The sequence below is a fragment of the Streptomyces sp. CS113 genome, assembly GCF_002188365.1.
Taxonomy (GTDB): domain Bacteria; phylum Actinomycetota; class Actinomycetes; order Streptomycetales; family Streptomycetaceae; genus Streptomyces; species Streptomyces tendae.
The window spans coordinates 3,154,930-3,181,789 of sequence record NZ_KZ195574.1 but is presented as its reverse complement, the minus strand read 5'-3'; the positions used below and the strand labels follow the sequence as shown (position 1 = coordinate 3,181,789).

Genomic DNA, 26,860 nt, shown 5'->3' with positions numbered 1-26,860 from the left:
TCTCGACTTGAGTCCATAGTCAAGGCGAGGTGGAACATCAGCCGCCCGGCGCTTCCATTGCTGACGAGCTGGGCGACAGGTTGCGTCTCGTCACCGGAAGACCTGCTGCCGTGAGTAGGAGTCTCGCCAATCGACCACATCCGCAGGGCTGTTGTCGGCCCTACGGTTTTGCCTTCGATCATGCGGCCGCCACTTGAACACGAGCTGCGTGAAGCGCTCGTACGTAACTTGGAGTTGATCGAGCCGGGCCTCCGGCCGGTTCAACTCAAGGAGTACCCCCTGCCCAATGCCCACGGCACCAAGGGCAGCATCGATATCTTGGCTCGAGACCGTCACCAGATGTGGGTGGTCGTCGAGCTGAAGCGGTCGCGGTCCAGCGCGCGGCAGGCTCTGCATGAAGTGAACAAGTACGCCGAGCTCCTCTGTCGGGAGAAGCATCTCGCATCTGACCGTATCCGAGCTGTGATCGTGGCAATGCCAGATGACTGGGAGGAGTTGCTGACGGCCGTCAGCAACGCAGCGCGAGACTGGAGCCATGACCTTCGTGGCTACCGGCTCCTCCTGGATGATGGTGGTCATCCCATCGCTGCCGAGCGGGTACAACTGCTGCCGCGAGCCTTCGAGCCCCGCATCACCCCCATTCACAACCTGTTCTTCTTCAAAGCAGAGGAACAGCGGTTGCACGGCTGGAACCTCATCAGCAAGGTTGCCGCCGATCTCGGAGCGCTGGATCTACTGGCGGCGGACTTCGACCGCGTGGCGCAGAAGCAAGGGATCCCTGCCCCGTTCGGCCTCTACCTGGCGGTAGGCCGCGTCGATGAGGCAAGCGCATCGGTGGACCTTCTGAATGGTTATGACGGTCCGGAACCGTTTGCCGCCGAGCATCCTGCCGAGTATCTGGCCCTTTGCGCGATCTGTAACCGCCTGGCGCGCAGCGAGATACCGGGCATGACTATGGAAGGAGCTCGGCCGGGATTGCTGACCAACCTTGCTGACGATCCCAACTGGGCCATTCAAGGCTTCCGAGGCACTGGAGCTTTCGACGGCACAGCAGCTTATGAAGACCGAGACCTATTTCGGTTTCTCTCCGGGGACGATCGAGGTGACGGTCAGGTTCTCTACACGGGGTCGGCGAGCCCGCGGGTAGCAAGCCGCTGGCGAGGGTTCCGGAGAGAGATCCGACAGAGTCTGGCCGGCAACCCGGTGTGGGAGTCGCTGGTTGCAGGTTGGCTTGATGAGGCGAGTGAGAAGGTCGGATACGGGGACATTGGCCTGCACATCTACAACCCCTGCAACCTCCTGCAAGCGATCATCCATGGATGGCCGAGCCGATTGGAGGAGTTCCTTCCTATGGTCATGGGGGAAGCTGTATCCGATGAGGGGCAGCACAGTTCAGTGCGGGGCGCCTTGTGCTGGAACGGTCGAGGTATGTCCCTCCCTGAGGCGGTGCGGCTCGTCCATCAGGACTCTCTGGCCCTGATGAGCAACATGTACGGGGGGACCATGTGGGAGCGTGACCGAGAGCTGCTGGAACTTCTCGGGCTTCAATATGTGCTCTTGGAGAAGATCGGCCCGGGCCAAGCCGAGACATCTGCAGTCGATGAGCGTCGTGTATGGGTGCGACACACGCAGGGCGCTCGCGCCTACTCCGCACGCGCGAACCCATCCGCATACGCACAGGCATGTGCGGACATAGCGGCGAACGGAGAGATTATCTCCGTCACGCAGTACCTCAACAAGCATTCTCGTGAGGTAGAGCTGGTAGCCAGGGAGTATCGCGCCTTCATTCATGTTATTTAGCTCCGCCGGAAACGAGTCAGCGACTGGCCTTCCTCCCCGGCGGGCGCGGCTGTCGACGTTCCTGCCGTTCAATCAGCGAACACGGTGCCTGTCCGCTTGCGGCACTCGACCCCGGCGGCGGCCGTCCTGCTGTTGTGGTGCGCCTCGTCGAGGAACGGGCTACCGGATCAGTTGTCGTCCTGGTCGTCCTCGGACCGCTCCTGGGGCGTGGCAGGCCGGTGAGTGTCGTGAGGGTCGTCCCAGAGGTTCCGGCTTTGTGTGATGTCATCGCGCGCCTCCCACCAGCCTCGTTCCTGTGGGCGTGGGGAGCTGTCCCCCGTCCCCGGCGCGTTGGTGTCCGTCTCGACTTCAGGCTCCGCGGCCGCGTCGGTGGACGCTGGGTCGTCAGCCGATCGCGTGCCGGGCGCCCAGGGGCCCGTGGTCCCTCGGTCGGTCCAGGCCTCCGCCTCCGGATGCTCGACCCCTTCTTCTCCCTGGGCCGGCGTCAGGAACGCCTGCCTGATTTCCTCGGCGGCCTCTTCCAGCCCGGTGGCCTCCAGGCTCCGTACCACGCGATGCACGAATACCGTGTACTCGTCCATCTCCGACTTCAGGCCCAGGGTCGCCAACAGGAGGCCCAGCCGGTCCGAGACCCCTACTTCGTCCTCGAAGTCGGATGTTCCCCCTCCGTAGCCGTCGCCTCCGCTCCACATCGGGTTTCCTGACGTCGTCTCGCTGCCCACGCCTACGGGCGGGACGAGCAGGTGGCGGAAGAGCTCGGGCACCTCCTCGTCGTTGGCCGCTGCCGCGATCTGCGCGAGTGGGCCAATCATGGCGACCGCCTTCTCGATCTCGTCCTCGTGGCGGGCGAGCCACCACACCACCGCGCTGCCCGCGCTCTTGAGCACGTCGTCTCCGAGGTAGTGCCGCATGCTGCGCTCGCGCCGGCGCTCGTACTCCCAGATCTCCTCATCCTTGCGGAGATCCTGGAGCTTGCGCAGACGTTCACGGTCGGCGTGGGCAAGGGTCAGTGTCACATCGGCCGCGAGAGCGGTTACCCGTCCGCTCCGGTCGGGGAGCGCGACGGCCAGTTCGCCCTCGAGGACGTACCGCGCGAAACTCGCCCGCTCGGGCTCCTCCTGATGGAGGATCCGCACGGCCCGGCTGACGATCGAGGACGCGGCGAGTGCCGGGAATGCGCCGTCCGAGCGGTCGGTGGCGTGATCGGGGAGCGGCTGCCACCAGACGGTGGCCGAGAAGAGGAAGTCGTAGCCTTCTGTGGCACTCGGCAGTGCCGCGTCGATCACCCGCGTCTCCCGGTACGGCGGTTCCGCCGGCGCGGCGGGTGGCTCGGGCCCCCCGGGATCGTGCCGGCCGGCGGGCACTCGGTCGTCGCCGGAGGCCGTCATCACCATCAACAGGCAGCCCGAGAGGGCGACCATGGACATGAAGCCCCACATCCACGCTGACCAGTGCAGGAGATGTCCGAGTACAGCCGGTACGAGGCCGCCCATAGCGACGAACAGCAGGCTGGGAAAGCGGTGTTTCATCAGGCCTCTTCCATGGTTCGTGGTCCGGCGCCCGCCTGCTCCGTGCTCTGCGTGCGGGCGTACTGTGCGTCGTCGATGTGCTGCCAGAAGACGGCGGCGACGGCCGCCCGGGGCGGGTGGCGCGCGGAGCTCGCCCAGTCACATGCGATGGCGTAGAGACGGTGGAGAGCCGCTGTACGGCCGTGCGTCGCCCGGACCATCACGTCCAGCGCCGTCTCCCGCGTCCTGTCGGCCGCCGCGATGTTCAGCCAGCTCCTCACCAGCGGGTTCCACAGCGTCGTCGGCGGCTGGGAGAAGATCGCCTCCCAGCCCAGGAACAGGTCCGGCCACGACGGCGGATCGGGGGACCGGCCGCTCGTCATCAGCTCGGTGAGCAGCCGGAGATGGGGCTGCTCAGCCTGGCGCGTCCGGTCTCGCAGGCGGTCGACCAGCAGCCGGTAGAGGCGGCGGTCACGGCCCGCAAGGCCGAGAAGTCCCTCCCCGGCTTCGAGCCCTACTTGGCCCTTACGCAGGGCGAGGTGGTGGAGGCGCACCAGCGCCTGATCCGGGTGGGTCGATGCGAGGCTTTGGACGCAGGCGGCGATGAGCACGCGGGCGAGACCGTCCGACAGGGGCCCTGACCGCACACAGTCGTACATCCGCTTGCGGAACCATCCGCCACAACGCTCGTGGCTGAGCCCGAGTTCGAGGGCCCGTACGGCCAGTGGGTCACAGGACGCACCGGCCGCGCGGTCGGCCCAGCGTGCCACGAGATCGAAGAGGTGATCGGGGCGTGCGACGGCGAGAGAGCCCTCACAGAAGCGGACAACGACGTTCATCCGGTCGTCGGTCGTCAGGCCGTGCAGGCCGGCGGCTTGGCCGATCCAGTCCCTGAGGTCGTCGCGCACCCCGGGGAAGTTCGTCCAGAAGTACGATCGCACGGCATCGGCGTAGGCCAGCCGCTCGAAGCGGATCCGGCCGTCGGGGCCCCGCTCGATCCCCAGCGCCTCCAGGCTCGCTCCGAAGTCGGTTCGCTCGAATTCGGTGGCTTTCCCGTCCTCCTCATGTCCCACCGTTCTCAGCAGCACGTGCCACGCCTCGTAGACGGTGTCGGCGAGAGCCTCCTCGAACACCGCTGTGGTGATCAGCAGGGCACGCTCGGCCGTGGTGCGAACCGTGTCCATCTGTTCACGCACCTCGGCCGCACGGTCGGCCACCGCGTGCATGGCCTGGTCGCACCATCCCGTGATGTCGGTGCCGAATCGGTCGCTGTCGCGAGCGATCCTCACCAGCCCCGCGAACCGGGCCAGTTCCCGCATGGGCGAGCGGTCGAACAGGCGCTGGAGGCCGGCACTCCTCAGGTCGCCGGAGCGGAACGACATTCCGTCCATGCGGAGGTACCGGGTGACCACGGCGACCCCCCGAGGACGGCCCAGCCGCACCGTGTGCGGCTCCAGGTCCGGCACGGGGGCGTGCGCCATGCCCCAAGGAAGGACGACGACCATGTGGGCGTCCGCCTCCTGAACCTGCGACCGGTAAACGGCCAGACGGTGCTGGGCCTCGGCGTACGACTCGTCGCCGGAGATGCCGGACAGGTCGAGGAGGTAGCGGTCGCCCTCTGCAGGCGAGAACGAGACCTCACCCCTGTCCTTGTCCTTGTCCGTGGCGGGAAGCTCGTCGAAGCGGACCGGTTCCTCGATGGTGTCCCCGTCCTTCCCGAGTTCGTGCAGCAGCATGATCGCCGCGGCGCGGCGGCCACTGCCCGGCCTTGCCTCCAGCAGCACCACAGATCCGGGCTTCACCAAGCGCTCGGCGGCGGCGCGGTAGCCCGAGGGCCGGACGAACCGGTCGGCCAGACGCACCCGGTCCTCGCGGACGATGCGGAGAGGCTCGACTCCCCTGCGGATCATCCAGTCCGGCCCGCCGTAGAAGACGTACTGGTGCCCGCCGCCGCTGTACACCGGTCCGCTCGGGTCGTTGACGGTGACATGGTCCCGCTCGGTCATCGTCCGTTGTCCGAACGCCGACGCTTGGGCTCGAAGCGCTGATGGACCGTGCCGCTGTTGTCTCCAGCCGTGAACTGCACCCCGGTGTTGTCGCCTTCGAAGTGGGGCGCGTTGTACTGGTGACCCCGGCCGGTGTGCACGGGGCCCTGCGGCTCGTTGACGAAGGTCCCGGACAGGTCGCCGTTGAGGTTGCCGATGCCGCCGCGCACGCGCTGCTCGACGTCCCGCGCCTGCATCCTGGTGGGCTGGGCGTTCCCGGACGTCTGCTTACGGGGCTGCGCCTGCGAACGCTCGCGTGTCGCACGGGCATCGCGGTCCAGGTCGCCCAGTTCGGGCAGCAGCCGGCCGAGGGCGTCGCCGAGCGCGGCCAGGTCCGCCTCGGCGTTGCGGTGGTCGAACCGCCTGTACTGACACTCCGCCAGTTCCCGCAGGTCCCGCGGGAGCACGGCCGGGTCGATCCGGGTGGCCTTGCCTACGAGGACGGGAAACACGAGGATTCCCCGGTCGAGCGCAGTGCGGATCTCGCGACGTGTCCAGTCCTGTTCGGCCTCGATGGCGGGACGGCCGTCGGCCCCCCGCACCTCTGCCCAGCGCGGGCCGATCACGGCGAGCAGGGCACTGCATTCCTCCACCGCCCTGATCAGTTCCGCCGGGAAGCGGCGTCCGGGCTCGATGGAGTCGCTGGCGAAGAAGATCCGCTCGCGGCCGAACCGCCGGGCCAGTTCCCGGGCGATCATGGTTGCTGCGGACTCCTCATCGCCTGTCCGGTAGTTGACGAAGACGTCGGGCATGAAGGTTCCCTTCCTGAGAGGAGGACGGTCGAAGCGGCACGGCGCCAGGACTTCGTGACCTTTGCCGGGCCGGACCGTGAAGTCCTGACCGTGCGACGGCATAGCGGGTCCACGGGAGTGTGTGGGTGGAGCACCGTCGCGCGCGTCAGGTGCTGCGAACGGTCCGAGGGGCCGGGGAGCGTGGTGTAGCGCGTCGGCCGGGGTCAGAGCTGTACCGCGGGCCGCCCTGGGGTCGCCCGATTTTCGGGGCGGACGAGGCGGCGTCGGGGGGAGGGTCCGTGTCAGCCGTGCGTGCGAGCCGTCACTCGTGCCAACGTCGGCTGCAGGTCGCGCACGGCCTTGCTGCTCCTGAATCGGGAGAGTTCCCGCGCGAGGCGACGGATGTCACTGTCGACCGTCGCCGACGGCACGGCCGGCATCATCCCCAGCAGTTCCCCGGCGATCGCGCACGCGTGTTCGATCTCGCCCGAGGCTGCGTGGGCCAAGGCCCTGCGGAAGCCGTACCGGGCACGCGTGCGCAGCGCGTGAGGCGGGAGACGGCGGCATTCCCGGTCGAGGACTTCGGCTGCAGCCCTGGGGCGGCCGAGGTCGTACAGGCACCAGCCGGTTGTCATGGCCGCCGGGTCGGTCACGTGAGTGGTACCGATCACGGGCTCGGTGCTGTCGGGGGCGTCGTCGCGAGAGAGGAGGTCTCGTGCCTTGTCGAGGCTGCCGAGGCAGGCGCCTTCCTCGCCGGCGAGTGCGTGTCCTTGCGCCTCTCGCTGGGCCGCGAGTCCCCGGATGCGGGCCGGGAGTCCGTCCTTCTGGGCTCGGCGGGCCAGGGCCACGGTACCTGTGGCGTCACCGCTGTAGAGCGTAACCAGAGCGCGCCTTACGAGTGCGTAGGAACCGAGGGACGGATCTCCTCCGGCGCGCGCCAGTTCCGCCGCCTCGCCTGTCCGGACGAGCGCCGTGCGGCTGTCCCCGGACTCCTGGGCCATCCAGCCCGTGAATTCCGCGAACCGAGAGGCGAGCAGGAGCGCGTGGGCCCGAGTGGCGGACTGAGTCTCGGCGGCCAGTCCGGCGACCATGCGCGTCTGCGTCTCCAACAGGGGGAGCAGGACCTTCGGCGCGGTGGACTGGCCTAGGGTTCGCAACTGGTCGAGCTGGGCTCGGAAGGAGTGCAGGAGGGGCCCGGCAGCAAAGGACGCTTCACTGCTGCGCCTGAGGCCGAAGTCGACCAGCGACCCGGTACCCGCTGCCAGGACAGCCCGGCGCCCCACGCTCGAGAGACTCGGCGAGGTATGGAATTCACCGCTTTCCGAGTCGGTGTCGGCGCGGATGGCGAGGCGCTGCAGTTCGCCGTTCGCGCCGAGGAAGGCGTCACACCGCCGCGCCAGTTCGGGTGATGCGGAGCGCTCACCGCGCTCCACCTTGCTGAGGTGTCCCTTGTCGTAGTTGAGCGCCACGGAGAACTCGGTCAGGGACAGCCTCGCGCCCAGTCGTAATCGGCGAAGCTCCGGACCGAAACGTCGACTTGTATTCATCGTCAACCCCCACCTGGACAGCGACCACGAGGGTCGTGCGCCCTCGTGAGGAACTCTCGTTCGTCGTTCACTGGCCGACGCGAAGACCGTGATGGACACCCGCCGTGACGGGTCCGTGTCTCTTCGCGTCCGAGAGTGAGTTTGACACGCGGGGCGCTCGCGGAATCGGGGTTCGACGTGGTTGCCCGTTGCCTCTTTGCCTTCTTCGGTTCTCGACGGGTCCGCGAGCCGGAGGTGACAGGGCGGGAGTGGGTCACTAATGTCAATGTTACTAACATTTTCGTTAGTGCTGTGGAGGTTGTAGGGCATGGTCGATTTCGTGGGTCGTCGGCAGGAACTGGCGACGCTTGAGCGTGAACTGCAGAAGGTCGCCGGGGGTGCCGACGGCGAGCGGCCCGGGCGGTGCGTGATGCTGCGTGGACGGCGGCGGGTGGGTAAGTCGCGGCTGGTCGAGCGGTTCGCGGAGCGTTCCGGGGTCCCGTTCCTGTTCTACGCGGCGACCGGCGCGTCGGCCAAGGACGATCTGGCACGGCTGGCTCGGGACGCCCAGGCATCGACGCTGCCCTTGGCGGGACTGGTGGCCGCCGCGCGGCCGGAAAACTGGGACGCCGCGTTCGACGTACTGGCTGCTGCGCTGCCGGCCGACCGGGCAAGCGTGCTGGTCATCGACGAAGTGCCCTACCTGATGGATGCTGACGGCGCCTTTGAGGGGGTGCTGCAGCGGGCCTGGGACCGGGTACTGGAGACGAAGCCGGTACTGCTGGTCCTCATCGGCTCCGATCTGTCGATGATGGAGGCACTGAACAGCTACGGACGCCCCTTCCACCAGCGCGGCCGTGAGATGGTGCTGGGGCCGCTCAACCCTGCCGAGGTGGGGCAGATGCTCGGCCTGGATCCGGCGGAAGCCTTCGACGCCGCGCTGGTCACCGGCGGGCTGCCGCTGATCTGCGCGGAGTGGCCACCGGGAGCGGGGATGTGGGACTTCCTCGGGGAGGCGCTGAGCGATCCGGTCTCGGCCCTGCTGGTGTCGGCCGAACGCTCGCTGGCTGCCGAGTTTCCGCCTCAGGCCCAGGCGCGTACGGTGCTGGCGGCCATCGGCAGTGGTGAGCGGACCTTCACCAACATCGCCCGTGCCGCCGGCGGAATCGGGGCGACACCGCTTCAGCGAGCGCTGGAGCTGCTCGCCGAGAAGCGGGTCATTGCGGCGGAGCTGCCCGTGTCGCTGCGTCCGTCCAAGGATCGTCGCTACCGGGTGGCAGATCCTTACCTGCGGTTCTGGCTGCATTTGCTCGGCCCGTCCATGGAGGAGATCGAGCGCGGACGAGGTGATCTGACCTTGGCACGGATCCGGGAGAGCTGGACCAGTTGGCGCGGCCGGGCGGTCGAGCCGCTCATCCGCGAGGCGCTGGTCCGCGTACTGCCCGACGACCGGCTACCCGCGGCCCCCGCAGTGGGCGGCTACTGGACCCGCACCAACGACGTCGAGATCGATGTCGTCGGGGCGGACCGTGCTCCCGTCGCCAAGGAGCTCTTCTTCGTCGGTTCCATCAAGTGGCTGGAGCGGTCGTCCTTCGACCGGCACGACCTGGCAGCACTTCTTCGGCACCGGGCCGCTCTCACCGACGAGCCCGTCCCGGTGGTGGCGGTCTCGCGCAGCGGCGTGGACTCTCCGGGTCTCGACGCCGCGTACGGCCCCGGCGACCTGCTCACCGCCTGGACGTTGTGAGCGGCGGACTACGGGTGAAACCCGCGCCAGTGCGCTGATCCGGCGTCCGCCAGTGCGTCGTCGACCGTGTCGCGGAGTTGGGCGCGGGCGGTGATGCCGAGCTTGGGGAAGGCGCGGTAGAGGTGGGAGCCGACCGTGCGGGGGGAGAGGAACAGCTTCTCCCCGATCTCGCGGTTCGTCAGGCCGCGGGCGGCGAGCCGGACGATCTGTTGTTGCTGCGGGGTGAGTTCGGTGAGCGCGCCGGGGGCGGCGCTGTCCGCCTCGATGCCGGCGGCCCGGAGTTCCGCCTTCGCGCGTTCGATCCAGGGGCGGGCGCCGAGCCGCCGGAACGTGTCGAGGGCTCCGGTCAGCAGCGGGCGGGCCTCCGCGATACGACGCCGGCGGCGCAGCCACTCTCCGTAGTCCAGCCGGGTCTGGGCCCGCTCGAAGGGCCACTGCTCGCCCGCCTCGTCCGCCAGCGCCGCCCGGAAGTGCCGTTCGGCGTGTTCCGGTTCGGCGAGCAGGGCGCGGCCTCGTTCGACCAGGGAGGAGGCGCGTACCGACGGGCTGGTGCCCGTGCGCCGTGCCGATCGCTCCAGCAGGACCGCGGCGGGTTCGCGCCGCCCCCCGCGGACGGCCGCCGCGGCGAGTTCGGCCAGGACGGTGGGGGATACGTGGTAGTGGACCGGGTCGCCGTCCTCGGTGAAGGCGGCGCGGAACTGCGCGTACGCGGTGTCGTAGTCCCCCTCGGCCACCGCCGCGAGGCCCAGGGCGCGGCGGGCGAAGACCGCGACGGAGCGGCTCTCCAGGGGATCGACGAGGGCCAGGGCCCGCTCGGCGTTCCGGCGGGCCTCGGCCGGGTCACCGAGCAGCGCCAGCACGGTCGCGTCGAGGGCTCGTGCGCATGCCTCGGCGTGGACCAGTCCGGCCTGCGAGGCCACCTCCGTGATCTCGGCGGCCACCGAGCGGGCCTCGGCCCAGCGGCCCTGCTCCAGATAGGTCCAGCCGGCCGCGCAGGCCAGACCGGCCGGCAGCGGTCCCAGGGCCTGCCAGCGGCCGAACGCCTCGTCGAAGGTCCTGGCGGCCAGCGTGGTCCGGTCGAGGATCCAGGCCACCACGGCGAGGGCCATCAGGGATCCGGCGTCGTCCCCGGCCGCGGCGATCAGCCGGGGCAGCGCCGGGGCCAGGGACGCTCCCGCGCCGGTGGGATCGGAGACGGCCAGGGTCCAGGCCCGCAGCGCACCACCCGCCGGGGAGTCCGGCACCTGGGAGAGCAGGGCCTCGATGCGCTGCCGCTGGGACTCCTCGCCCGAGTAGTAGCGGACCACCGCCGCCGCGGCGAGCGCGTCCAGCAGGTGGGGCGAACTGGCGTCCGCCGCCTCCCCGGCAATGCGCGACAGCAGGGCGAAGGCGGCCGTGTGGTGCGCACCCACGGTCATGAGCTGCCCCGTCGCCAGCGCGGCCCGGCTGATCAGCGCCGGGTCGTCGGTGCGCTTGCCGACCTCGGCGGCCAGGTGTTCCACCCAGCCGAGCTGGCCGGTGAGGACCGCCGCGCCCGCGGCGTCGGCCAGCAGCCGCGCCTGGTCCGCGCGGCGCGGGCTGAGGTGCGCGGCGCGCTCCAAGGCGGCGGCAGCGGCCGCGTGGCCGCCCCGGCGCCGGGCCCGGCCGGCGGTTTCCAGGAGGGCCGCCGCCACCTGCGCGTCGGGGCGCACGGTCGCGGCGGCGAGGTGCCAGGCACGCCGGTCGGGCTCCTCGCCCAGCAGCCCGGCGAGCGCCAGGTGCGCGCTTCTGCGCTCCTCGAAGGGTGCGGCGTGGTAGACCGCCGAGCGGACGAGCGGGTGCCGGAAGGAGACCCCGCGGCTGTCCCGTCGTACGAGACCGGCCCGTTCGGCGGGCGCCCACACCGTGTCGGCCGCCTCGGGCAGGCCCCGTGCGGCCGCCGGGGCGTCCGCCGCGTCGGTGGCGGCGAGCAGCAGCAGGGCGCGGCGGGTGGTGTCGGGCAGGTGCCGCAGGTGCCGGGCGAAGACCCCCTCCAGCCGGTCGGTGACGGGCAGCGGGCCCTCCCGACCGGCGCCCTCCGGCTGTCCGCTCGCGGCGGCACGGGCCAGCTCGACCAGGGCCAGCGGGTTGCCCGCCGCCTCCTGGAGGATCCGGGCCCGGGTACGGCCGGTGGGACGCCCCGGCTGCTCGTCGAGCAGCCGGTTCGCCGCATCCGCGCTCAGGGGACCGATCACCAGGCGCTCGTACCCCTTGTCGAACCCGGGCAGCACGGCCGCGGCACGCACGCCCATCAGCAGCGTCACGGGCTCGCTGTCCATGCGCCGCGCCACGAAGGAGAGAACGTCCAGTGACGCGCGGTCGATCCACTGGGCGTCGTCGACCACCACCAGCAGCGGCGCCGGTTCCGCGAGGTCCGACACCAGGGTCAGCACCGCCAGGCCGACGAGCAGGGCCTCGGGGGGCGCGGCGGGGTCGGCCAGTCCCAGAGCGGCCCCGAGCGAGGAACGCTGCCGTGCGGGCAGTGCGTCCAGGTCGCCGAGTACTGGGCGCAGCAGCTGGTGCAGACCGGCGAAGGCGAGATGCTGCTCGGACTCGCTGCCGACCGCTCGCAGCACCCGGTGGCCGGCACCGCGCGTCCGCCGTACGGCGAGGTCGAGCAGGGCGCTCTTGCCGACACCCGGTTCGCCCTCGACGACCAGCACCGCGCTGCGGGACCGGCCGTCGGCGACGCGCCGCATGAGGTCCGCGGTCTCGGTTTCCCGGCCCAGCACGGTCGGGCCGGGGTCCGCGGCCGGACTCCGGCCCGCTCGAGCGCTTCCACCGTTCGCCACAGCTGCTCCAGAAACTGGCACTTCTCCGACAGTAGCCGGACGGCGCCGCGGTCGTGGCGCAGGGGCGGCGGGGGCGGTGGGGGCGGCAGGGGCGGCGGGGCCACCCCGCCCCGGTTCCGCCCAGCCCCGGTTCCGCCGGCCCCGGTTCCGCCCAGCCCCGGACCCGCACGGCGCAGGCCGGGCCGGCCCGCCGGCCCAGTACGCCGGCCCGCCGCAGCCAGGTGCAGCCCGCCGCAGCCAGGTGCAGTCACCTGACGCATACCGCCGCCCGGCACCCCGACGCACCCTTGCGGGAGAACTGATCGAACTGGAGCGCACCATGGACACCATCACCCTGGGCGACGTCACCGTGACCCGGGTCCGGGAGTACTACGGTCCCGTCGACCTGACGCCCGAGGCGTTCGTCCCGGACAGCCCGGCCCAGGCGTGGGACACGCACCGGTCCTGGCTGGTCCCGGACTTCCTGGACGCCGAGACCCGCATCGTCAACACCGCGATCCAGACCTGGGTCCTGCGCAGCGAGGGCAGGACCATCCTGGTCGACACCGGGGTCGGCAACCACAAGGACCGGCCGTACGCGCCGGTGTGGAGCCGCCTGGACACCGACTTCCTGGGCAATCTCGCCCGCGCCGGGGTGCGCCCCGAGGACGTCGACATCGTGATCAACACCCACCTGCACGTCGACCACGTCGGCTGGAACACCTACCTCGACGGCCGGACCTGGGTACCGACGTTCCCCAACGCCACCTACCTCATGGCCAAGGCGGACTTCGACTACTGGAACCCCGCCAACGAGATCAAGACCCTGCTGGGCCGCGGCAACCAGAACGTCTTCGAGGACAGCGTCGCCCCCGTGCACGAGGCCGGTCTCGCCCTGCTGTGGGAGGGCAGCCACCGCATCGACTCCCACCTGCGCCTCGACCTCGCCCCCGGCCACACCCCGGGCTCGTCGGTGCTGCGGCTGGAGTCCGGCTCCGACCGGGCCCTGTTCGTCGGCGACCTGATGCACAGCCCGATCCAGATCCACGAGCCCGACGCCAACAGCTGTTTCTGCGAGGACCCCGCCGAAGCCCGCGCCACCCGCCACAAGCTCCTGGGCGCGGCGGTCGACAGCAACGCCCTCGTCTTCCCCGCGCACCTCGGCGGCCACGGCGCCGCCGAAGTCGTCCGTTCCGGGAGCAAGTTCGCCATCAAGGGCTGGGCGCCCTTCGCCAAGTACACCGAGACCGAGCAGGCCTGAGAAAGACACGCGAGATGAACCAGCATTCCGGGCCCGTCGTCACCACCGCGCAGGGCGCCGTCCGCGGCCTGCGCCGGGACGGCACCCTCACCTTCCTGAACATCCCCTACGCCGCCCCGCCCCGCGGCGCCGGCCGGTTCGCCCCGCCACGGCCGCACGAGCCGTGGGACGGCGTACTGGACGCCACCGCGCCGGGACCCAGCGCCCCGCAGTCCGCGCGCAGGCTCGGGGACATCGACATGACCCCCTACTTCGGCCCCGGCTGGAGCCGCGGCGAGGACTACCTCACCGTCAACGTCTTCGCGCCCGCCGCCGGGGGTGACGCCCTGCCGGTCATGGTGTTCGTCCACGGCGGCGGTTTCGTCGCCGGATCGACGCGGGCCGCCCTGTACGACGGTTCCGCGTTCGCCCGTGACGGTGTCGTCCTCGTCACCCTCAACTACCGGCTCGGGATCGCCGGGTTCCTCGACGTCCCCGGGGCGCCCGCCAACCGCGGTCTGCTCGACGTCGTCGCCGCGCTGCGCTGGGTGCGGGAGAACGTCTCCGCCTTCGGCGGCGACCCGCGCAACGTCACCCTCTTCGGCCAGTCGGCCGGGGCGACCATCGTCGGCGGCGTCCTCGCCACCCCCGAGGCCGCCGGGCTGTTCCGCCGGGCGATCGTGCAGAGCGGCAGCGGCCGGGGCGCGTTCACGCCCGAGCAGGCCGCCCGTGTCACCCGGGCCGCGGCCGGGGCCCTGGGCATCGAGCCGCACGTGGACGCCTTCGGCGCGATCCCGGACGAGCGGCTCGTCGAGGCGGCCGGGCAGCTGACGGGCATCGACCTGCGGACCGGGACCCACGGCGACCCGCTGATCGGCCTCAGCCCCTTCAGCCTGGTCCTGGACACCCAGCCCGCCGCGTCCGTCGCCGCCGGTCTCGCCGCCGACGTCGACCTGCTCGTCGGCACCAACGCCGAGGAGGGCAACCTCTACCTGGTCCCGGTGGGCACGTACGCCACCTCGACCGCCGCCGACGTCGACGAGGCCGCCGCACGCTCGCACCCCGATCCCGAGCGGCTCGTCGAGACCTACCGCGCGGCGCGCCCCGGGGCGTCCTTCGCGGAACTGCGCTCCGCCATCATGGCCGACGCCCTGTTCGGCGCGGGCAGCCGCGCGCTGGCCGACGCCCATGCCGCCCACCCGCGCTCCGCCACGTATGCCTACCGGTTCGCCTGGCGCTCCCATGCCCTGGACGGCGAACTGGGTGCCACCCACGGGGTCGAACTGCCCTTCGTCTTCGACCTCGCGGACCGGCCGGAACTCCACGGCCCGGACGCCCTGCTCGGCCCCGACGAGGCCCCCGCGGACCTCGCCGGCCGCGTCCACGACACCTGGGTCCGGTTCGCCCGGACCGGCGACCCCGGCTGGGACCCGTACGACACCGACCGCCGGGCCACCATGTGCATCGACGCCGAGTGGACCCAGGCCGACGACCCCCGCGGCCGGGAACGGCGGGTCTGGAGCTGACCGGGGGTCACTCGGGGGCGCGGTGTCCCGACACGCCCAGGCCCTCGACGGCGATCTCCATGAGCCGCGTGGCGTGCCGCGCGGCGTCGGGGGTGTGCTCGGCCGCGAGGGACACCGCGTTGGCGAGGGAGACCAGTTCGACGACGGTGACGTCGTCGCGGACGGTTCCGGCGTGCTGGGCGCGGGCCAGGAGGTCGCCGCCCGCGTCCATCAGCAGCTGCTCGCAGTGCGAATCCGGCGCGGTCGACGCGGTCGACGCGGTCGTGCCCGTTGCCCGCAGCAGGGCACGGGCGGCGCCGCGCGTCACGGCGCCGAAGACCGCCAGGGACGTCAGCCAGGTCGTCAGGGCGGTCGCGGGCGGGTGCTCGCCCGCCAGGGACCGGGCCTCGCCGCAGAGCTGTGCCACGCGCTCCTGGAAGACGGCCTGGAGCAGGTCCCAGCGGGACGGGAAGTGGCGGTGCAGCGTGGCGGAGCCGACGCCGGCCCGCCGGGCGATCTCCTCCAGGGAGGCGTCGGCTCCGCGCCGGGCGACTTCGGCCGCGGCGGCCTCCAGGATCCGGTCGTAGTTGCGGCGGGCGTCCGCGCGTTTGGGCGGGCCCGGGTTCTCCCTGGTCACGCTCGTGGTCTCCTTCCTCCCCGGCAAAACGGGGTGCCACCCCATTCTCGCACCGCCGTCGGACTCCACCGTTTGACAACAAGTGGGGGGTGCCCCCATATTCAGAGAAACGGAGGGGCACCCCGTTTTTGTCCACGACACAGGAGACGAAGGCATGCGCGCCGTACAGTTCGACCGATTTGGCCCGCCCGACGTTCTGCGTGTCGACGACATCCCCGCGCCCCGGCCGGGACCCGGAGAAGTCCTCGTCGACGTGCACGCCGCGAGCGTGGACGCCGGCGAGACCGCCTTCCGCGCGGGCAGGATGCGCCGGGTGACCCGCGCCCGCTTCCCGCGCGGCCTGGGCAGCGACTTCGCCGGCCGGGTCGCGGCCGTCGGCAGTGGCGTACGCGCCTGGGCCGTCGGCGACGCGGTGTGGGGCCTCATGCCGCACCTCACCTTCGGCGCCATCGCCGACCACGTCGCCGTGCCCGAACAACGGCTCGCCCGCGCTCCGGAGAACCTGAGCCCGGTCGAGGCCGCCGCCCTGCCGGTGGTGGGCACCACGGCGATGACGGCCCTGATCGGCAAGGCGCGACTCCAGCCGGGCGAGAGGCTCCTGGTCCGTGGCGCCACCGGCGGCGTCGGCAGCATCGCCGTACAACTGGGCAAAGCGCTCGGTGCGCACGTGACCGCCCTCGCCGGCGCCCGCAACCTCGACTGGATCACCCGGCTCGGTGCGGACGAGGCCGTGGACTACCGCACGACCCGGCCCGGCGACCTCGACCGCTTCGACGTGATCGTGGACGTCGTCGGCACCGACCTGGGGGCCTACCAGGCGCGGCTGGCCCGCGGAGGGCGTCTGGTCGCCCTCTCCTTCGACTCGGACCGCGTCGTCTCCTCGATGCTCGGCATCGCCCTGCGGGCGGCCGCCGCTCCCCGGCGCGTCAAGATGTTCAGCAACAACCCGTCGGCCGACCGCATCGCCGACCTCACCCGGGCCGTCGAGGCGGGAACGATCCGGCCGGTCGTCGACACGGTCTTCCCCGTGGGGGACATCGCGGCGGTCCACCGTCGGCTCGAATCCGGCGGTGTCCGCGGCAAGTACGTCATCGACATGCGGCTTCCCTGAACCGGCCGGACCGGCACGCCGGCGCGATGACCCGCGCCGCCGGTCCAGGACCGCGCCGGCGCGTCAGCGGGGCAACGGGCGACTGGGCCAGCGGGCGAGTGGGCGAGTGGGCCAGCCGGTCTGTGGGACGGCGTGTCAGCGTCTCAGCGCGCACTCCGCCGCCGCCACCACCGTGCCGGTCTGGAGTGCCACCTGGTCGGCCACGGGCACCCAGCGCAGTCGCAGGGACTGCTCGAACTCCGTGCACCAGGTGGTGAAGAGTTCGTCCAGTTCGTGGCGGAGTCCGGCGGCGGCCGGGTCGTCGGCCTCCCGGAGGAGCCGCAGCAGGAGCCCCGCGGCGCGCAGCGGCTGGCGGCGCGCGACCACCTCGAGGGCGCTGATCCCGGCCGTCGTCAGCCGGGGTGAGGTCGTCGTGCGGGGATCCTCGTCCGGCTGTCGGAGCAGGGGCTCCCAGGATGCGGCCACCAGGTCGTACAGGCCGTCGGCCATCCACTCGAGTACGCGTCTGGGCGGGCTGTCCCCGGCCGGCGGCAGGAAGCCCCGGGCCTTCTCGAAGACGGCGGTCACCTGCCGTCCGCCCTCCCGCACCAGCCCCGACAGCTCGCGCAGGGCACCGGCCGGGTCGGGGTGCGGGGACAGGTCGTCGGCCGTACCGGTCGCCCACAGGGGGACCTCGACGATCGCCGTGACACCGCCGTACCTCCGGGGCGCGCACCAGGTGGACAGGCCGATGTTCTCGGACCCGGCCGCCAGCCGGGCGGTGCTGTCCGGCGGAGGCAGGACGTGGATGCCGGGGGCCGGGTTCTCCCAGTACAGGGCGTCGTACGTGCCGTGCTGGACCGGGACGCCGACCGAGGTGGCGGACGCGCGGAAGGGCGCCGCGAGGCCGGGAAGGCCACGGGTCAGCTGGACCCACGTGCCACCGGCGTCGACGCTGTGCAGCGAGCACTGGAGGACGGGCCGCAGCTCGTCGATCGCGTCGAACAGCGCACGGCTCTCCGGGAGCCGCCACCCCTCGATGGGCGCCCACTCCGGCTGCTCCGCCGCGACGGGGCGGAAGGCGGTGCGGTAGTAGCGGTCCAGGGTGTGTCCGGGACCGGCCGTCGCCGCCTCCAGGCCCTCGCTCAGGGCCGCGCCGTCCGGGTCGAGGCACAGGACGATGTCCCAGGTGACGGTGTCGGGGTCGGTCGCCGTGGACCGGCGGTCGCCGTCGGCCACGCGCTCCGCCAAGGCCAGCGCGGTCGCGCCGCCCACCGGCTCGTCCGAGTGCGGCCGGGCCACCACCAGGACGTGCCGAGGCCCGTGGCCCACGGACAGCATCAGGATCGGCCGGCCGGCCCGGGACGTGCCGATCCGGCGCAGGCGGCAGGACCCGGGGAACCGGGAGACCAGCCGCCGCGCCGACTCGGTGACTTCCGCGACCGTGAGGTAGCGGTGCATCGGGCGCGTCCGGTCAGGCGCCGCCGTTGCCACCGCTGTCGCCGGTGGTTTCCTTCTTGTCCAGCGGACGGATCTCGATCTTGTTCGCCATGCCGTCTCCTTCCGATGGTGCCTGCGATGCCCGCCGTGCCCGGGGCACCCGTGGTGCCCGTCGTGCCTCTGGCACACGCGGTGCCTGTGGGTGTGCGGGGCACTCTGTGCCCTTGCCAGCGTTCGCCCACCCCGTCACTGTTGTCAACGTCCCTTGTCGACCGTGCGGTTGGGAAATGCGAGGTTGGCGCGAAAATGACGGTGCACGCGATGCGGCGGCCCCGGATCAAGCCGGAGCACCGCGCCTACCGGACCGTGGACGGTCACGTGCGGATCGGCAGCGTCGTCCACGGCATCGGTGCCGAGGTCAAGGACCCCGACGGCTGGGTCTGGACGCTGGTCCGGGCCATGGACGGGACGCGGGAGGCCGCTGACGTCGTCGCCGAGGTGTCCGGGCGCCACCCGGAACTGCGGCTGCCCGCCCCTGACATCGTCCAGGCGATGGCGGACCTGACCGACGCCGGGTACGTCGAGGACGCCGGTGCGCCGCCGCCTCCGGAACTGTCCGAGCGGGACCGCGAGCGTCACAGCAGGGGCATGACCCTGCTGCGCTGGATGGACCTGCGGCCCAGGAGCAGTGCCTGGGAGCCGCAGGTGCTGCTCCGCCGGGCCCGGGTCCTGCTGGTCGGCGCCGGGGGCACCGGCTCGGCCGCCGCTCGCGACCTGGTGGCTTCGGGGGTGGGGCGGCTGCACTGCGTCGAACCGGACGTGGTCGAACTGTCCAACCTCAACCGGCAGACTCTCTTCGGCGAACGGGACCTGGGCAGACCCAAGATCGACGCGGTGCTCGCCGGGCTGCGCGCGCTCAACGCGGACGCCGAGGTCACCGGCGAGCGGCGCGAGGTGCGCGGCCCGGCGGACCTCGAAGACCTGCTGACCGGTGCCGGCGGTGCCAATGGTTCCGGCGATGCCGATGGTGCCGATGGCCCCGACGGCTCCCCGGGCTACGACGCGCTGCTGCTCGCCGCCGACCGGCCCGCCACGATCCGCAGGTGGGCCAACCAGGTCTGCCTGGCCTCGGGGACGCCGTGGGCGGAGGCGGGCTACCGCGGGCCGCTGGTCAGCGTGGGGGTCTTCACGCCCGGCCGGGGCGCGTGCTGGCAGTGCCTGCGCGACGCCGAGATCGAGCGGCGCGACCTGCGGCTCGCCCCGGGACAGGACGAGGACGTGGCCTCGCCCCGGATGCCGTGGAATCCGGCCAACGCCGTGACCGCGGGCCTGTCCGGCGGGCTGCTGGCCCACGCCGCCCTGATGCTGCTGTGCGGCGTCCCGCCCGTGGAACCCGGCTGCCGGTTCGGCCTCAACCTCATGGTGCCGGGCGACCCGGTCCTGCAACGCTCACCGCGACGCCCCGACTGCCCGGCCTGCCGCCCGGTGGAGCCCGATCCGGCCCCGGCCGCGCGTCCCGGCTCGGGCGACCGGGGTCCGTCGTGACCGACACCGCCGGCCCCGCGGCCGACACCTCCGAGGCCGACACCTCCGACACCGCCAGCGAGGCCGACGCCGCCGCCGACGCCGCCGCCGTGGGCACCGACGCCGACGGCCCGCCCCCGATCGCGCCGACGACCCGTGTCCTCCTGCACGACCTGGCCGTACGACGGGACCGGGACGAGTGGATCGTGGGCCGCATGACCACCCGGACCTTCGTCGCCCTGCCCGCGGCCGGGGCGCGTGCGGTGGAACTCCTGGGCGCGGGGCTGAGCGTGCGGCGCACGGAGGAGTCGCTGCGCGCGGAGACCGGGGAGGAGTTCGACATCGCGGACTTCGTCGGGGACCTGGCCGCGCTGGGGTTCGTGGCCCGGATCGGCGACCACCCCGTGCCGGATGCCGAACCGCCGCGGGCGTCCCTGCCGTGGCTGCGCCCCCGCCACGTCCGCCTCGCCCTGCACCCGGTGCTCCCGCTGCTCGTCGGGGCGCTGCTGGTGGCCGCCGTCGTCGTCCTGGTGCGCCGCCCCGATCTGCTGCCGGGCTACCGCGACCTGCTGTGGAGCCGCCACGGCAGCGTGGTGCTGCTGAGCGGGGCGGCGGCCGGGTGGACGCTGCTGCTGGCCCATGAACTGGCACACCTGGTCACCGCCCGTGCGGCGGGCGTGCCGGGGAAGATGCGGCTGGGCACCCGGCTCCAGTTCCTCGTCATGCAGACCGACATCAGCGGCATCGAACTCGCTCCCCGCAGGCACCGGCTGACGGCCTATCTGGCCGGAATCGCCCTCAATCTGTCCGTCGCCTCGTCCCTGGTCCTGACCCTCGCCCTGACGGAGACCGGCACGACCGCCCACCGACTGCTGGCCGCGGCCCTGCTGCTGGCCCTGCTGCCCCTGCCCTTCCAGTGCATGGTCTTCACCCGCACGGACCTGTACTTCGTCCTCCAGGACCTCACCGGCTGCCGCGACCTGTACGGCGACGGTCTAGCGTACGCCCGCTACCGGGCCCGCCGATCGGTGCGGGCCGTGCGGAGCGTACGCCGCGGGGTGCGTGCGGGGGGCCGGGACGACGACCCCAGTGCCCGGTTGCCCGCGCACGAGCGCCGTGCCGTGCGCGTCTACAGCGTCGTCCTGGTGGTCGGCACGGCCGCCTGCCTGGCGTTCATGGCCGCGGTCACGCTGCCCGTCGACCTCGCCCTCCTGGTCCGCGCGGTGCGCGGCCTGGGGCCGGGCCACGGCCTCGCCGGGAACGCCGACGCGGTGACGGTGCTGGTGGTCCTGGGCGGGGTCAACGTCCTCTGGCTGGTGACCTGGTGGCGCAACCGCCGCTCACGCCGGTCCGCGGGCGCGACCTGACGGCTCCCGGCCCCTTCGACCGTACGGGCCCCGTCAGCGCCCCGTCGTACCGTCGATCAGTTCGCGCAGGATATCCGCGTGGCCGGCGTGTCGGCCGGTCTCCTCGATCATGTGCGTCAGGGCCCAGCGGACGCTGGGCGCGGGGCGGCCGGGACGGGCCCGGGGGAGTGGTGCGCCGAGGTCGGCGCAGGCGTCGAGCACGCGGTTCGCCCGTTCGACGGCTGCGCGGTAGCGGGCGAGGACCTCGGCCACGCCGTCCTCGGGAGCGGCCCGGAAGGTGGCCGGCCAGCTCCGCACCTCTTCCCCGAGGAAGAGGGCGCGCTCGACGTGGGTCAGGTGGTGGAGCAGCCCGAGCAGGTTGGTGCCCGACGGCACGGCGGCCGTGCGGACCCGTGGTTCCGGGGCGCCCTCGACCTTGCCTGCGATCGAGGTCCGCAGATAGTCGAGGAACCCGCGCAGGGTCTCGGCCTCGCTGCCGCCGGTCCGGGGCGGCGGGGTGTCCCGTCGGTGGGTGCGGGGGGTGGTCGACATGGTGACCGGCCTCCTTGAGGCGTGAGGCGTGAGGCGTTTGGCGTGGCGTGCGACGTGGGGCGTTTGGCGTTGGGGCGTAGGGCGTGCCCTGTGCGGCGCCGGCGGAGCCGCGGCGTACGGCCCGTCAGCCCGCGCGGCGGACGAGCAGCACGTGGTCGACGACCTCGGCGGTGCGCCCGCCCGGGCCGGTCGCGGTCCGGCGCGGGGCGTCGGCCCGCTCGACCCGCCACGTCCCCGGGTCCAGGGCGAGGTCCGCGGCGACCTCCTCCGGGGACGGGAACCGCGCGTCGGGGTCCTGGTCCCACGACCACGGCGCGGTCGAACCGTGGTCGACGACCAGCAGCCGCCCGCCCGGACGCAGCGCGTGCGCGGCCGTACGCAGGACCGACGCGCGGTCCAGGTCGAAAGGGGTGTGCAGGTAGTGGGCGCAGACCAGGTCGAACCGGCCCTCGGGAAAGGACGCGCGCAGGTCGTGCCGTACGGCGTCGACCAGGTCGCCGAGGGCGTGCGCACGTGCGTGCCCGGCGAGCCGCTCGGCCGCCACGCCGGAGATGTCCACGGCCGTGACCCGCCAGCCCCGCCGGGCCAGCCACAGCGCGTCGCCGCCGCTGCCGCACCCCAGGTCCAGCGCGTCGCCGGGCGGCAGGCCGGTGACCGTCTCGACCAGGCGGACGTTGGGGCGCGGCGCGTCGGGCGCCGGACGGGCGGCGTACACGCCGTCCCAGAACGTGACCGCGTCGGTGGCACTCATCGGAACTCCTTCGGTCGGCTTTCGCTTGGCCCCGTCGGCTGTTGTGCGGCCTTCGGCCGGTTGTTCCCCGGCCTTCGGCCGGCCCGGTCGGGCGCGAGCGACGGACTGACGTGGCCAGTCTCGGCAGCGACCGCCCGATCCGGCACGAAAACTTGCCGTTATGACAAGGTGGCCCGATGGACGCCGGAACGGACGACGTACTCGACGCGGTGGGCCCACGCCTGCGCGCGCTGCGCCGCGAGCGGGGCATCACCCTCGCCCACCTCTCGGCGGCGACCGGCGTGTCGGAGAGCACGCTGTCCCGGCTGGAGAGCGGGCAGCGCCGCGCCACCCTGGAACTGCTGCTGCCGCTCGCCCGGATCTACGACGTCCCGCTGGACGACCTCGTCGGCGCCCCGCGCACGGGCGACCCCCGTATCCACCTGAAGCCGATCAAGCGCTACGGCATGGTCTTCGTGCCGTTGTCCCGGCGGCCGGGCGGCACCCAGGCGTTCAAGATGATCATCCCGAGCCGTCCCGCGCCGCTCGAACCGACCCCGCAGACCCACGAGGGCTTCGAGTGGCTGTACGTGCTCGGCGGCCGTCTGCGGTTGCTGGTCGGCGAGCGCGACCTGACGCTGTCGCCCGGCGAGGCGGCCGAGTTCGACACCTCCCTTCCGCACTGGCTGGGCAGCGCCGACGGCGGCGCGGTGGAACTGCTCGTGCTGTTCGGTCTTCAGGGCGTGCGGGCCCATGTGCGCAGCGGCTGAGGGCCGTTGGACCGGGCCGGGAGGGGACGCCGTGCGCGAGGGGACGAGCTGAGCGGGAGACGGCCGTCCCGTGGGACACGGCTTCGAGAGGCCCCCGACGAACGGTCCGCGCGGCCGTCCTGAGGGGCGGTCAAGCCCGGCCCGCCACCCGGCGGCACGCCTCCACGTACCCGCGCACCAGCGGCCGCCCCTCGTCCTCGCGGCGCCGGGCCAGAGCGTAGCGGCTGGGGGCCACGCCGCGGACCGGGCGGGTGACGACGCCGCCCAGAGTGATCAGCGGGGCGTTGCCCGTGGCCACGAAGCAGATGCCGAGACCCGCGACCAGGGCCTCGTACGTCTCCTCCGTGCCGGAGATCTCGGCGCCGACGCGCGGCGGCCGGGCGTCCGGTCCGCCCAGTGCGCGCCGTTCGTCCAGCGCCAGCCAGAAGTCGCGCAGCACGCCCGCCTCCGGGGGCAGGGCGAGGAACGGCTCGTCGGCCAGGTCCGCGAAGTCGAGTTCCTCGCGGGCGGCGAGGGGGTGGGTGTCGGGCAGGGCGACCAGGCGGGGCTCCTCGGCGACCACCGTCCAGGCGTAGCGGTCGGCGTCGGGCAGCGGCAGCCACACGTACGCGACGTCGGCGGTGCCGTCGGCCAGGCCCGCGGTCGGGTCCTCCCAGGTCACCTGCCGCAGCCGCAGGACCGCCTCCGGGTGGGCCGCCGTGAAGCGGGAGCGGATCGCCGGCAGCAGACCGCCGCGACCGGGGCTGGTGCTCATGCCGACGACGAGGGTGCCGCGCCGAGCCGCACGCGCCGCCTCCACCGCCGCCGCGCCCTCGGTCCAGTCGGCCAGCACGCGCCGGGCGTGCGGCAGCAGAGCCGTGCCCGCCTCGGTGAGGGTCACACCCTGGCGGTCACGGCGGAACAGCTCGGCGCCCAACTGCCGCTCCAGCGCCCGGATCTGCTTGCTCAACGCGGGCTGCGACACGTACAGGCGCTCGGCCGCCCGCGTGAAGTGCAGCTCCTCGGCCACCGCCGCGAAGTAGCGCAGCTCCCGCACGTGGACGTCCGTCGTCATGCCCATGGGTTATCACCGCGGGTCTTGGACCGGCAACCGCCGTGTGGCCCAGGGTGGTTGGCGTCGGAGCAGGGGAACCGAGGGGACCAGGGAGTCGGAATGAACAAGGTGTGGCTGATCACCGGTGCGAGCAGCGGCTTCGGGCGGGCGATCGCCGAGGCGGCCCTGGCCGACGGCGACGTCGTGGTCGGCGCGGCACGGCGTCCCGAGGCGCTCGACGACCTCGTGGCCGCGCACCCGGACCAGATGGAGGCGCTGCGCCTGGACGTCGCCGACACGGCCGCCGCCGGGGACGCCGTACGGGACGTGCTGGCGCGGCACGGACGGATCGACGTGCTCGTCAACAACGCGGGCCGCACGCACGTGGGCGCCCTGGAGGAGACCGGCGAGGACGAGCTGCGCGCGCTCTTCGACGTGCACGTCTTCGGACCGGCCGCGCTGACGCGCGCGGTGCTGCCGTCCATGCGGGAGCGCCGCTCGGGAGCGATCGTGCAGATGAGCAGCATGGGCGGGCAGATGTCCTTCGCGGGCTTCTCGGCGTACAGCGGCACCAAGTTCGCCCTGGAGGGCATGTCCGAGGGGCTCGCGGACGAGGTCCGGGACTTCGGGATCAAAGTGCTGATCGTCGAGCCGGGTTCCTTCCGCACGGGTCTGTTCGAGGCCGGGAACGCCGGGATCAGCGCGGACGGCGGCGCGTACCCCAAGGTCGGCGAGACCCGCGGGATGATCGCCGCGGGCGACGGCAGCCAGCCCGGCGACCCCGCCAAGGCGGCGGCGGTCATCCGCGCGGCCCTCGCGGCCGAGCACACCCCGTTGCACCTGCCGCTGGGGGACGACGGCGTCAGCGCGGTCCTCGGCCACCTCGGCCGGGTACGCGAGGAGGTCGAGGCCTGGGAGAAGCAGACCCGGGCCACCGCGTTCGACGACTGAGCCCCGGCGCGACGGAATCCCCGGCATGGTTCGGTACACGGCGGGGAGGCCGGTGCCCGGACTCCCCGCCCGACCGTGTCCGTGCCGACCGATCCGTGCCGACCGATCCGTGCCGAACCAGGAGTCCCTCGTGCTCGCGTCCTTGAAGGCCCTCAACCTGCTGGTGATGTTCCTGCTGGAACTCGCGGTGTACGCCGCGGTCGTGCTCTGGGGGGTCGCCGTCGGCGACGCCCGGCCGGTCGAGGTGGCCCTCGGCGTGGGCGCGCCGGTCGTGATGATGACGGTGTGGGCGCTGTTCGGATCGCCGCGCGCCCGGTACCCGGCGCGCGGAGGCGGACGGATCGTCCTGGAAGTGCTGTGGTTCGGCGCCGGTGGCGCCGCCCTGGCCGCCTCCGGCAGACCGCGCTGGGCAGCGGTCTTCGCCGGCGTCTTCCTGGTCAACGCGGCGCTCAGACGGCTGTGGAGGCAGTGACGCCCGGCGCACCCGTTCCCGGCGCACCCGCGCCCCGCGCCCCGCGCCCCGCGCGCCCGCTCCTCGCGCGGCGCGCCCCGCGCAGCGCTCCCTGTGCGCGCCCCCTTACGATGCGCGAGGCCGCACCCGTCGCCGCACCAGCCTCTCGAACAGGAGCACGGTTCCCGTGTCGATACCGCCACCGCCGGGACCCCAGGGGCAGTACCCCCAGGGCCCGTACGCTCCGCAGTGGGGCCACCCGCTCGCGCCGTACCCCCGGCAGGCTCCCGTGAACGGGCTCGCCATCGCCGCGTTCGTGCTCGGCGTGCTGTGCTTCGTGCCGGCGGTCGGGCTCGTGCTCGGCCTGATCGCGCTGGCCCGGATCCGCAAGCGCGGCGAGCGGGGCAAGGGGTTCGCGGTGGCCGGGTGCGTGCTGTCCTCCGTGGGGCTGGCCCTGTGGACGCTGACGCTCGCCACCGGCGCCGCCGCCGACTTCTGGGACGGCTTCCGGGACGCCGCGCGCGGCGAGGGCACCGCCTACTCCCTGGAGAAGGGCCAGTGCTTCACCACCCCGGGAGGCTCCCTCCAGGGGGTGACGTACGACGTCGACGAGGTGCCCTGCACACAGGAGCACGACGGCGAGGTGTTCGCCGCCTTCGACCTGCCGGACGGGTCCTACCCGGGCGACACGGAGATCACGCGCGCCGCCGACGACCGGTGCTACGCCCTCCAGGACGCCTACGCGATGGACCGCTGGGCGCTGCCGGCCGACGTCGACGTGTACTACCTGACCCCGACCTCCGCGAGCTGGCGGACCGGTGACCGCGAGATCACCTGCCTGTTCGGGAACACGGACGAGCGGGACACGCTGACCGGCTCGCTGCGCAACGACGGCGCGCGGCTCGACCCGGACCAGCACACGTACCTCCTCGCGGAGGGCCACCTGAACCGGGCCATGGACGAGGTGCCCGCGGCGGAGGCCGTCGAGGAGGATCTCTCGGGCTACCGGGTCTGGGCGGGGCAGGTCTCGGAGGCGCTCAGGGAGGAGATCGCGATGCTGGACGGGCACGACTGGCCCGCCGGTGCCCGGCGTCCGGTCGCCGAGTTGACCGAGGACCTGCGGTCGGCACAGCGGGAGTGGGGCCTGGCGGCGAAGGCCACCGGTCTCGACGCGTACTTCGAGCACTACAGCAAGGGCTACGACCTCGTCGTGGCCGACAGCACGGTCACCGCCCGCAAGGCTCTGGGCCTTGCCACCACGCAGCCGGACTACGAGGGCGGGAGCGACGGCGGGGGAGACGACCCCGGCGTGGAGGTGTGAGAGCGGCCTCAGTGGGGAGAAAGTGCCTGCGTAAAGCCCTCGGGCCGCACAAGTCATCACATCGAGTGATTCTTTGGCCTTTGCTTGCCTGAGCCAACCTACGGTTGCCACGCTGTTGCTGTCT

The 26,860-nt window shown here is 72.5% G+C and carries 21 protein-coding genes; 11 read left to right on the top strand and 10 right to left on the bottom strand.

All coding sequences use genetic code 11. The features are described 5' to 3' along the window. Positions 1–180 precede the first annotated feature (180 nt). On the top strand, positions 181–1,800 hold the full coding sequence (locus B9W62_RS13665) for an endonuclease NucS domain-containing protein (protein ID WP_087807445.1): 1,620 nt from the start codon (positions 181–183) through the stop codon (positions 1,798–1,800). Between the two features lie 167 nt (positions 1,801–1,967). Here the strand turns inward: B9W62_RS13665 and B9W62_RS13660 are convergent, their stop codons facing one another. From B9W62_RS13660 to B9W62_RS13645, 4 genes are all read right to left on the bottom strand, one after another. Continuing rightward, the gene (locus tag B9W62_RS13660) at positions 1,968–3,329 is read right to left on the bottom strand and encodes a hypothetical protein (RefSeq protein WP_087807444.1); all 1,362 of its coding nucleotides are present in this window, start codon (positions 3,327–3,329) and stop codon (positions 1,968–1,970) included. Continuing rightward, on the bottom strand, positions 3,329–5,314 hold the full coding sequence (locus B9W62_RS13655; protein WP_087807443.1) for a hypothetical protein: 1,986 nt from the start codon (positions 5,312–5,314) through the stop codon (positions 3,329–3,331). The genes B9W62_RS13660 and B9W62_RS13655 overlap by 1 nt, the downstream gene beginning before the upstream one ends. Continuing rightward, on the bottom strand, positions 5,311–6,105 hold the full coding sequence (locus tag B9W62_RS13650; RefSeq protein WP_087807442.1) for a toll/interleukin-1 receptor domain-containing protein: 795 nt from the start codon (positions 6,103–6,105) through the stop codon (positions 5,311–5,313). The genes B9W62_RS13655 and B9W62_RS13650 overlap by 4 nt, the downstream gene beginning before the upstream one ends. Positions 6,106–6,386: 281 nt before the next feature. Further along, positions 6,387–7,631 carry an NsdA family TPR-like regulatory protein gene (locus B9W62_RS13645; protein ID WP_087807441.1) on the bottom strand — a complete coding sequence of 415 codons (1,245 nt, stop codon included), beginning with the start codon at positions 7,629–7,631 and terminating at the stop codon, positions 6,387–6,389. Between the two features lie 307 nt (positions 7,632–7,938). Here B9W62_RS13645 and B9W62_RS13640 point away from each other — a divergent pair, with 307 nt between their 5' ends. Next, positions 7,939–9,357 (top strand): ATP-binding protein, encoded by a 1,419-nt coding sequence (locus B9W62_RS13640; protein WP_087807440.1) that lies wholly within the window; start codon positions 7,939–7,941, stop codon positions 9,355–9,357. An 8-nt stretch (positions 9,358–9,365) separates the two neighbouring features. Here B9W62_RS13640 and B9W62_RS13635 read toward each other — a convergent pair whose 3' ends face one another. Beyond that, the gene (locus B9W62_RS13635; protein WP_256976323.1) at positions 9,366–12,167 is read right to left on the bottom strand and encodes an ATP-binding protein; all 2,802 of its coding nucleotides are present in this window, start codon (positions 12,165–12,167) and stop codon (positions 9,366–9,368) included. A 319-nt stretch (positions 12,168–12,486) separates the two neighbouring features. Here B9W62_RS13635 and B9W62_RS13630 point away from each other — a divergent pair, with 319 nt between their 5' ends. Together B9W62_RS13630 and B9W62_RS13625 are read left to right on the top strand one after the other, a co-directional pair. Continuing rightward, positions 12,487–13,407, top strand: a complete 921-nt coding sequence (locus B9W62_RS13630) for an MBL fold metallo-hydrolase (RefSeq protein WP_087807438.1) — start codon at positions 12,487–12,489, stop codon at positions 13,405–13,407. 14 nt (positions 13,408–13,421) lie between these two features. After that, positions 13,422–14,912 carry a carboxylesterase/lipase family protein gene (locus tag B9W62_RS13625; RefSeq protein ID WP_087807437.1) on the top strand — a complete coding sequence of 497 codons (1,491 nt, stop codon included), beginning with the start codon at positions 13,422–13,424 and terminating at the stop codon, positions 14,910–14,912. Positions 14,913–14,919: 7 nt separating this feature from the next. Here the strand turns inward: B9W62_RS13625 and B9W62_RS13620 are convergent, their stop codons facing one another. Continuing rightward, the gene (locus tag B9W62_RS13620; protein ID WP_087807436.1) at positions 14,920–15,528 is read right to left on the bottom strand and encodes a TetR/AcrR family transcriptional regulator; all 609 of its coding nucleotides are present in this window, start codon (positions 15,526–15,528) and stop codon (positions 14,920–14,922) included. Between the two features lie 154 nt (positions 15,529–15,682). Between B9W62_RS13620 and B9W62_RS13615 the strand changes: the two genes are divergently transcribed. Next, complete coding sequence (locus tag B9W62_RS13615; RefSeq protein ID WP_087807435.1) at positions 15,683–16,639, top strand: NAD(P)-dependent alcohol dehydrogenase; 957 nt, start codon at positions 15,683–15,685, stop codon at positions 16,637–16,639. Positions 16,640–16,774: 135 nt separating this feature from the next. Here B9W62_RS13615 and B9W62_RS13610 read toward each other — a convergent pair whose 3' ends face one another. Further along, positions 16,775–18,079, bottom strand: coding sequence for a M14 family zinc carboxypeptidase (locus B9W62_RS13610; protein WP_087807434.1), 1,305 nt, complete (start codon positions 18,077–18,079; stop codon positions 16,775–16,777). 285 nt (positions 18,080–18,364) lie between these two features. Here B9W62_RS13610 and B9W62_RS13605 point away from each other — a divergent pair, with 285 nt between their 5' ends. Both B9W62_RS13605 and B9W62_RS13600 read left to right on the top strand, forming a co-directional pair. After that, positions 18,365–19,603, top strand: coding sequence for a ThiF family adenylyltransferase (locus B9W62_RS13605; RefSeq protein ID WP_087807433.1), 1,239 nt, complete (start codon positions 18,365–18,367; stop codon positions 19,601–19,603). Beyond that, positions 19,600–20,949, top strand: a complete 1,350-nt coding sequence (locus tag B9W62_RS13600; RefSeq protein WP_373433683.1) for a hypothetical protein — start codon at positions 19,600–19,602, stop codon at positions 20,947–20,949. Before B9W62_RS13605 ends, B9W62_RS13600 begins: the two co-directional genes overlap by 4 nt. Before the next feature lie 33 nt (positions 20,950–20,982). Here B9W62_RS13600 and B9W62_RS13595 read toward each other — a convergent pair whose 3' ends face one another. Both B9W62_RS13595 and B9W62_RS13590 read right to left on the bottom strand, forming a co-directional pair. Continuing rightward, the gene (locus tag B9W62_RS13595) at positions 20,983–21,480 is read right to left on the bottom strand and encodes a DinB family protein (protein WP_087807432.1); all 498 of its coding nucleotides are present in this window, start codon (positions 21,478–21,480) and stop codon (positions 20,983–20,985) included. Between the two features lie 124 nt (positions 21,481–21,604). Beyond that, complete coding sequence (locus B9W62_RS13590) at positions 21,605–22,231, bottom strand: class I SAM-dependent methyltransferase (protein WP_087807431.1); 627 nt, start codon at positions 22,229–22,231, stop codon at positions 21,605–21,607. Positions 22,232–22,407: 176 nt separating this feature from the next. Between B9W62_RS13590 and B9W62_RS13585 the strand changes: the two genes are divergently transcribed. Next, positions 22,408–22,980 carry a helix-turn-helix domain-containing protein gene (locus B9W62_RS13585; RefSeq protein ID WP_087807430.1) on the top strand — a complete coding sequence of 191 codons (573 nt, stop codon included), beginning with the start codon at positions 22,408–22,410 and terminating at the stop codon, positions 22,978–22,980. A gap of 130 nt (positions 22,981–23,110) precedes the next feature. On the opposite strand, the gene B9W62_RS13580 is transcribed toward B9W62_RS13585, so the two are convergent. After that, entirely contained in the window at positions 23,111–24,040 is a 930-nt protein-coding gene (locus B9W62_RS13580; protein WP_087807429.1) for a LysR family transcriptional regulator, read from the bottom strand. Between the two features lie 93 nt (positions 24,041–24,133). On the opposite strand from B9W62_RS13580, the gene B9W62_RS13575 reads away from it, so the two are divergent. From B9W62_RS13575 to B9W62_RS13565, 3 genes are all read left to right on the top strand, one after another. Continuing rightward, positions 24,134–24,964, top strand: a complete 831-nt coding sequence (locus tag B9W62_RS13575) for an oxidoreductase (protein WP_087807428.1) — start codon at positions 24,134–24,136, stop codon at positions 24,962–24,964. Positions 24,965–25,094: 130 nt separating this feature from the next. Then, positions 25,095–25,436, top strand: a complete 342-nt coding sequence (locus tag B9W62_RS13570; protein ID WP_256976322.1) for a YrdB family protein — start codon at positions 25,095–25,097, stop codon at positions 25,434–25,436. 166 nt (positions 25,437–25,602) lie between these two features. Further along, positions 25,603–26,736: a DUF4190 domain-containing protein gene (locus tag B9W62_RS13565; RefSeq protein WP_087807426.1), complete on the top strand. Its 1,134-nt coding sequence runs from the start codon at positions 25,603–25,605 to the stop codon at positions 26,734–26,736. Positions 26,737–26,860: the final 124 nt, after the last annotated feature.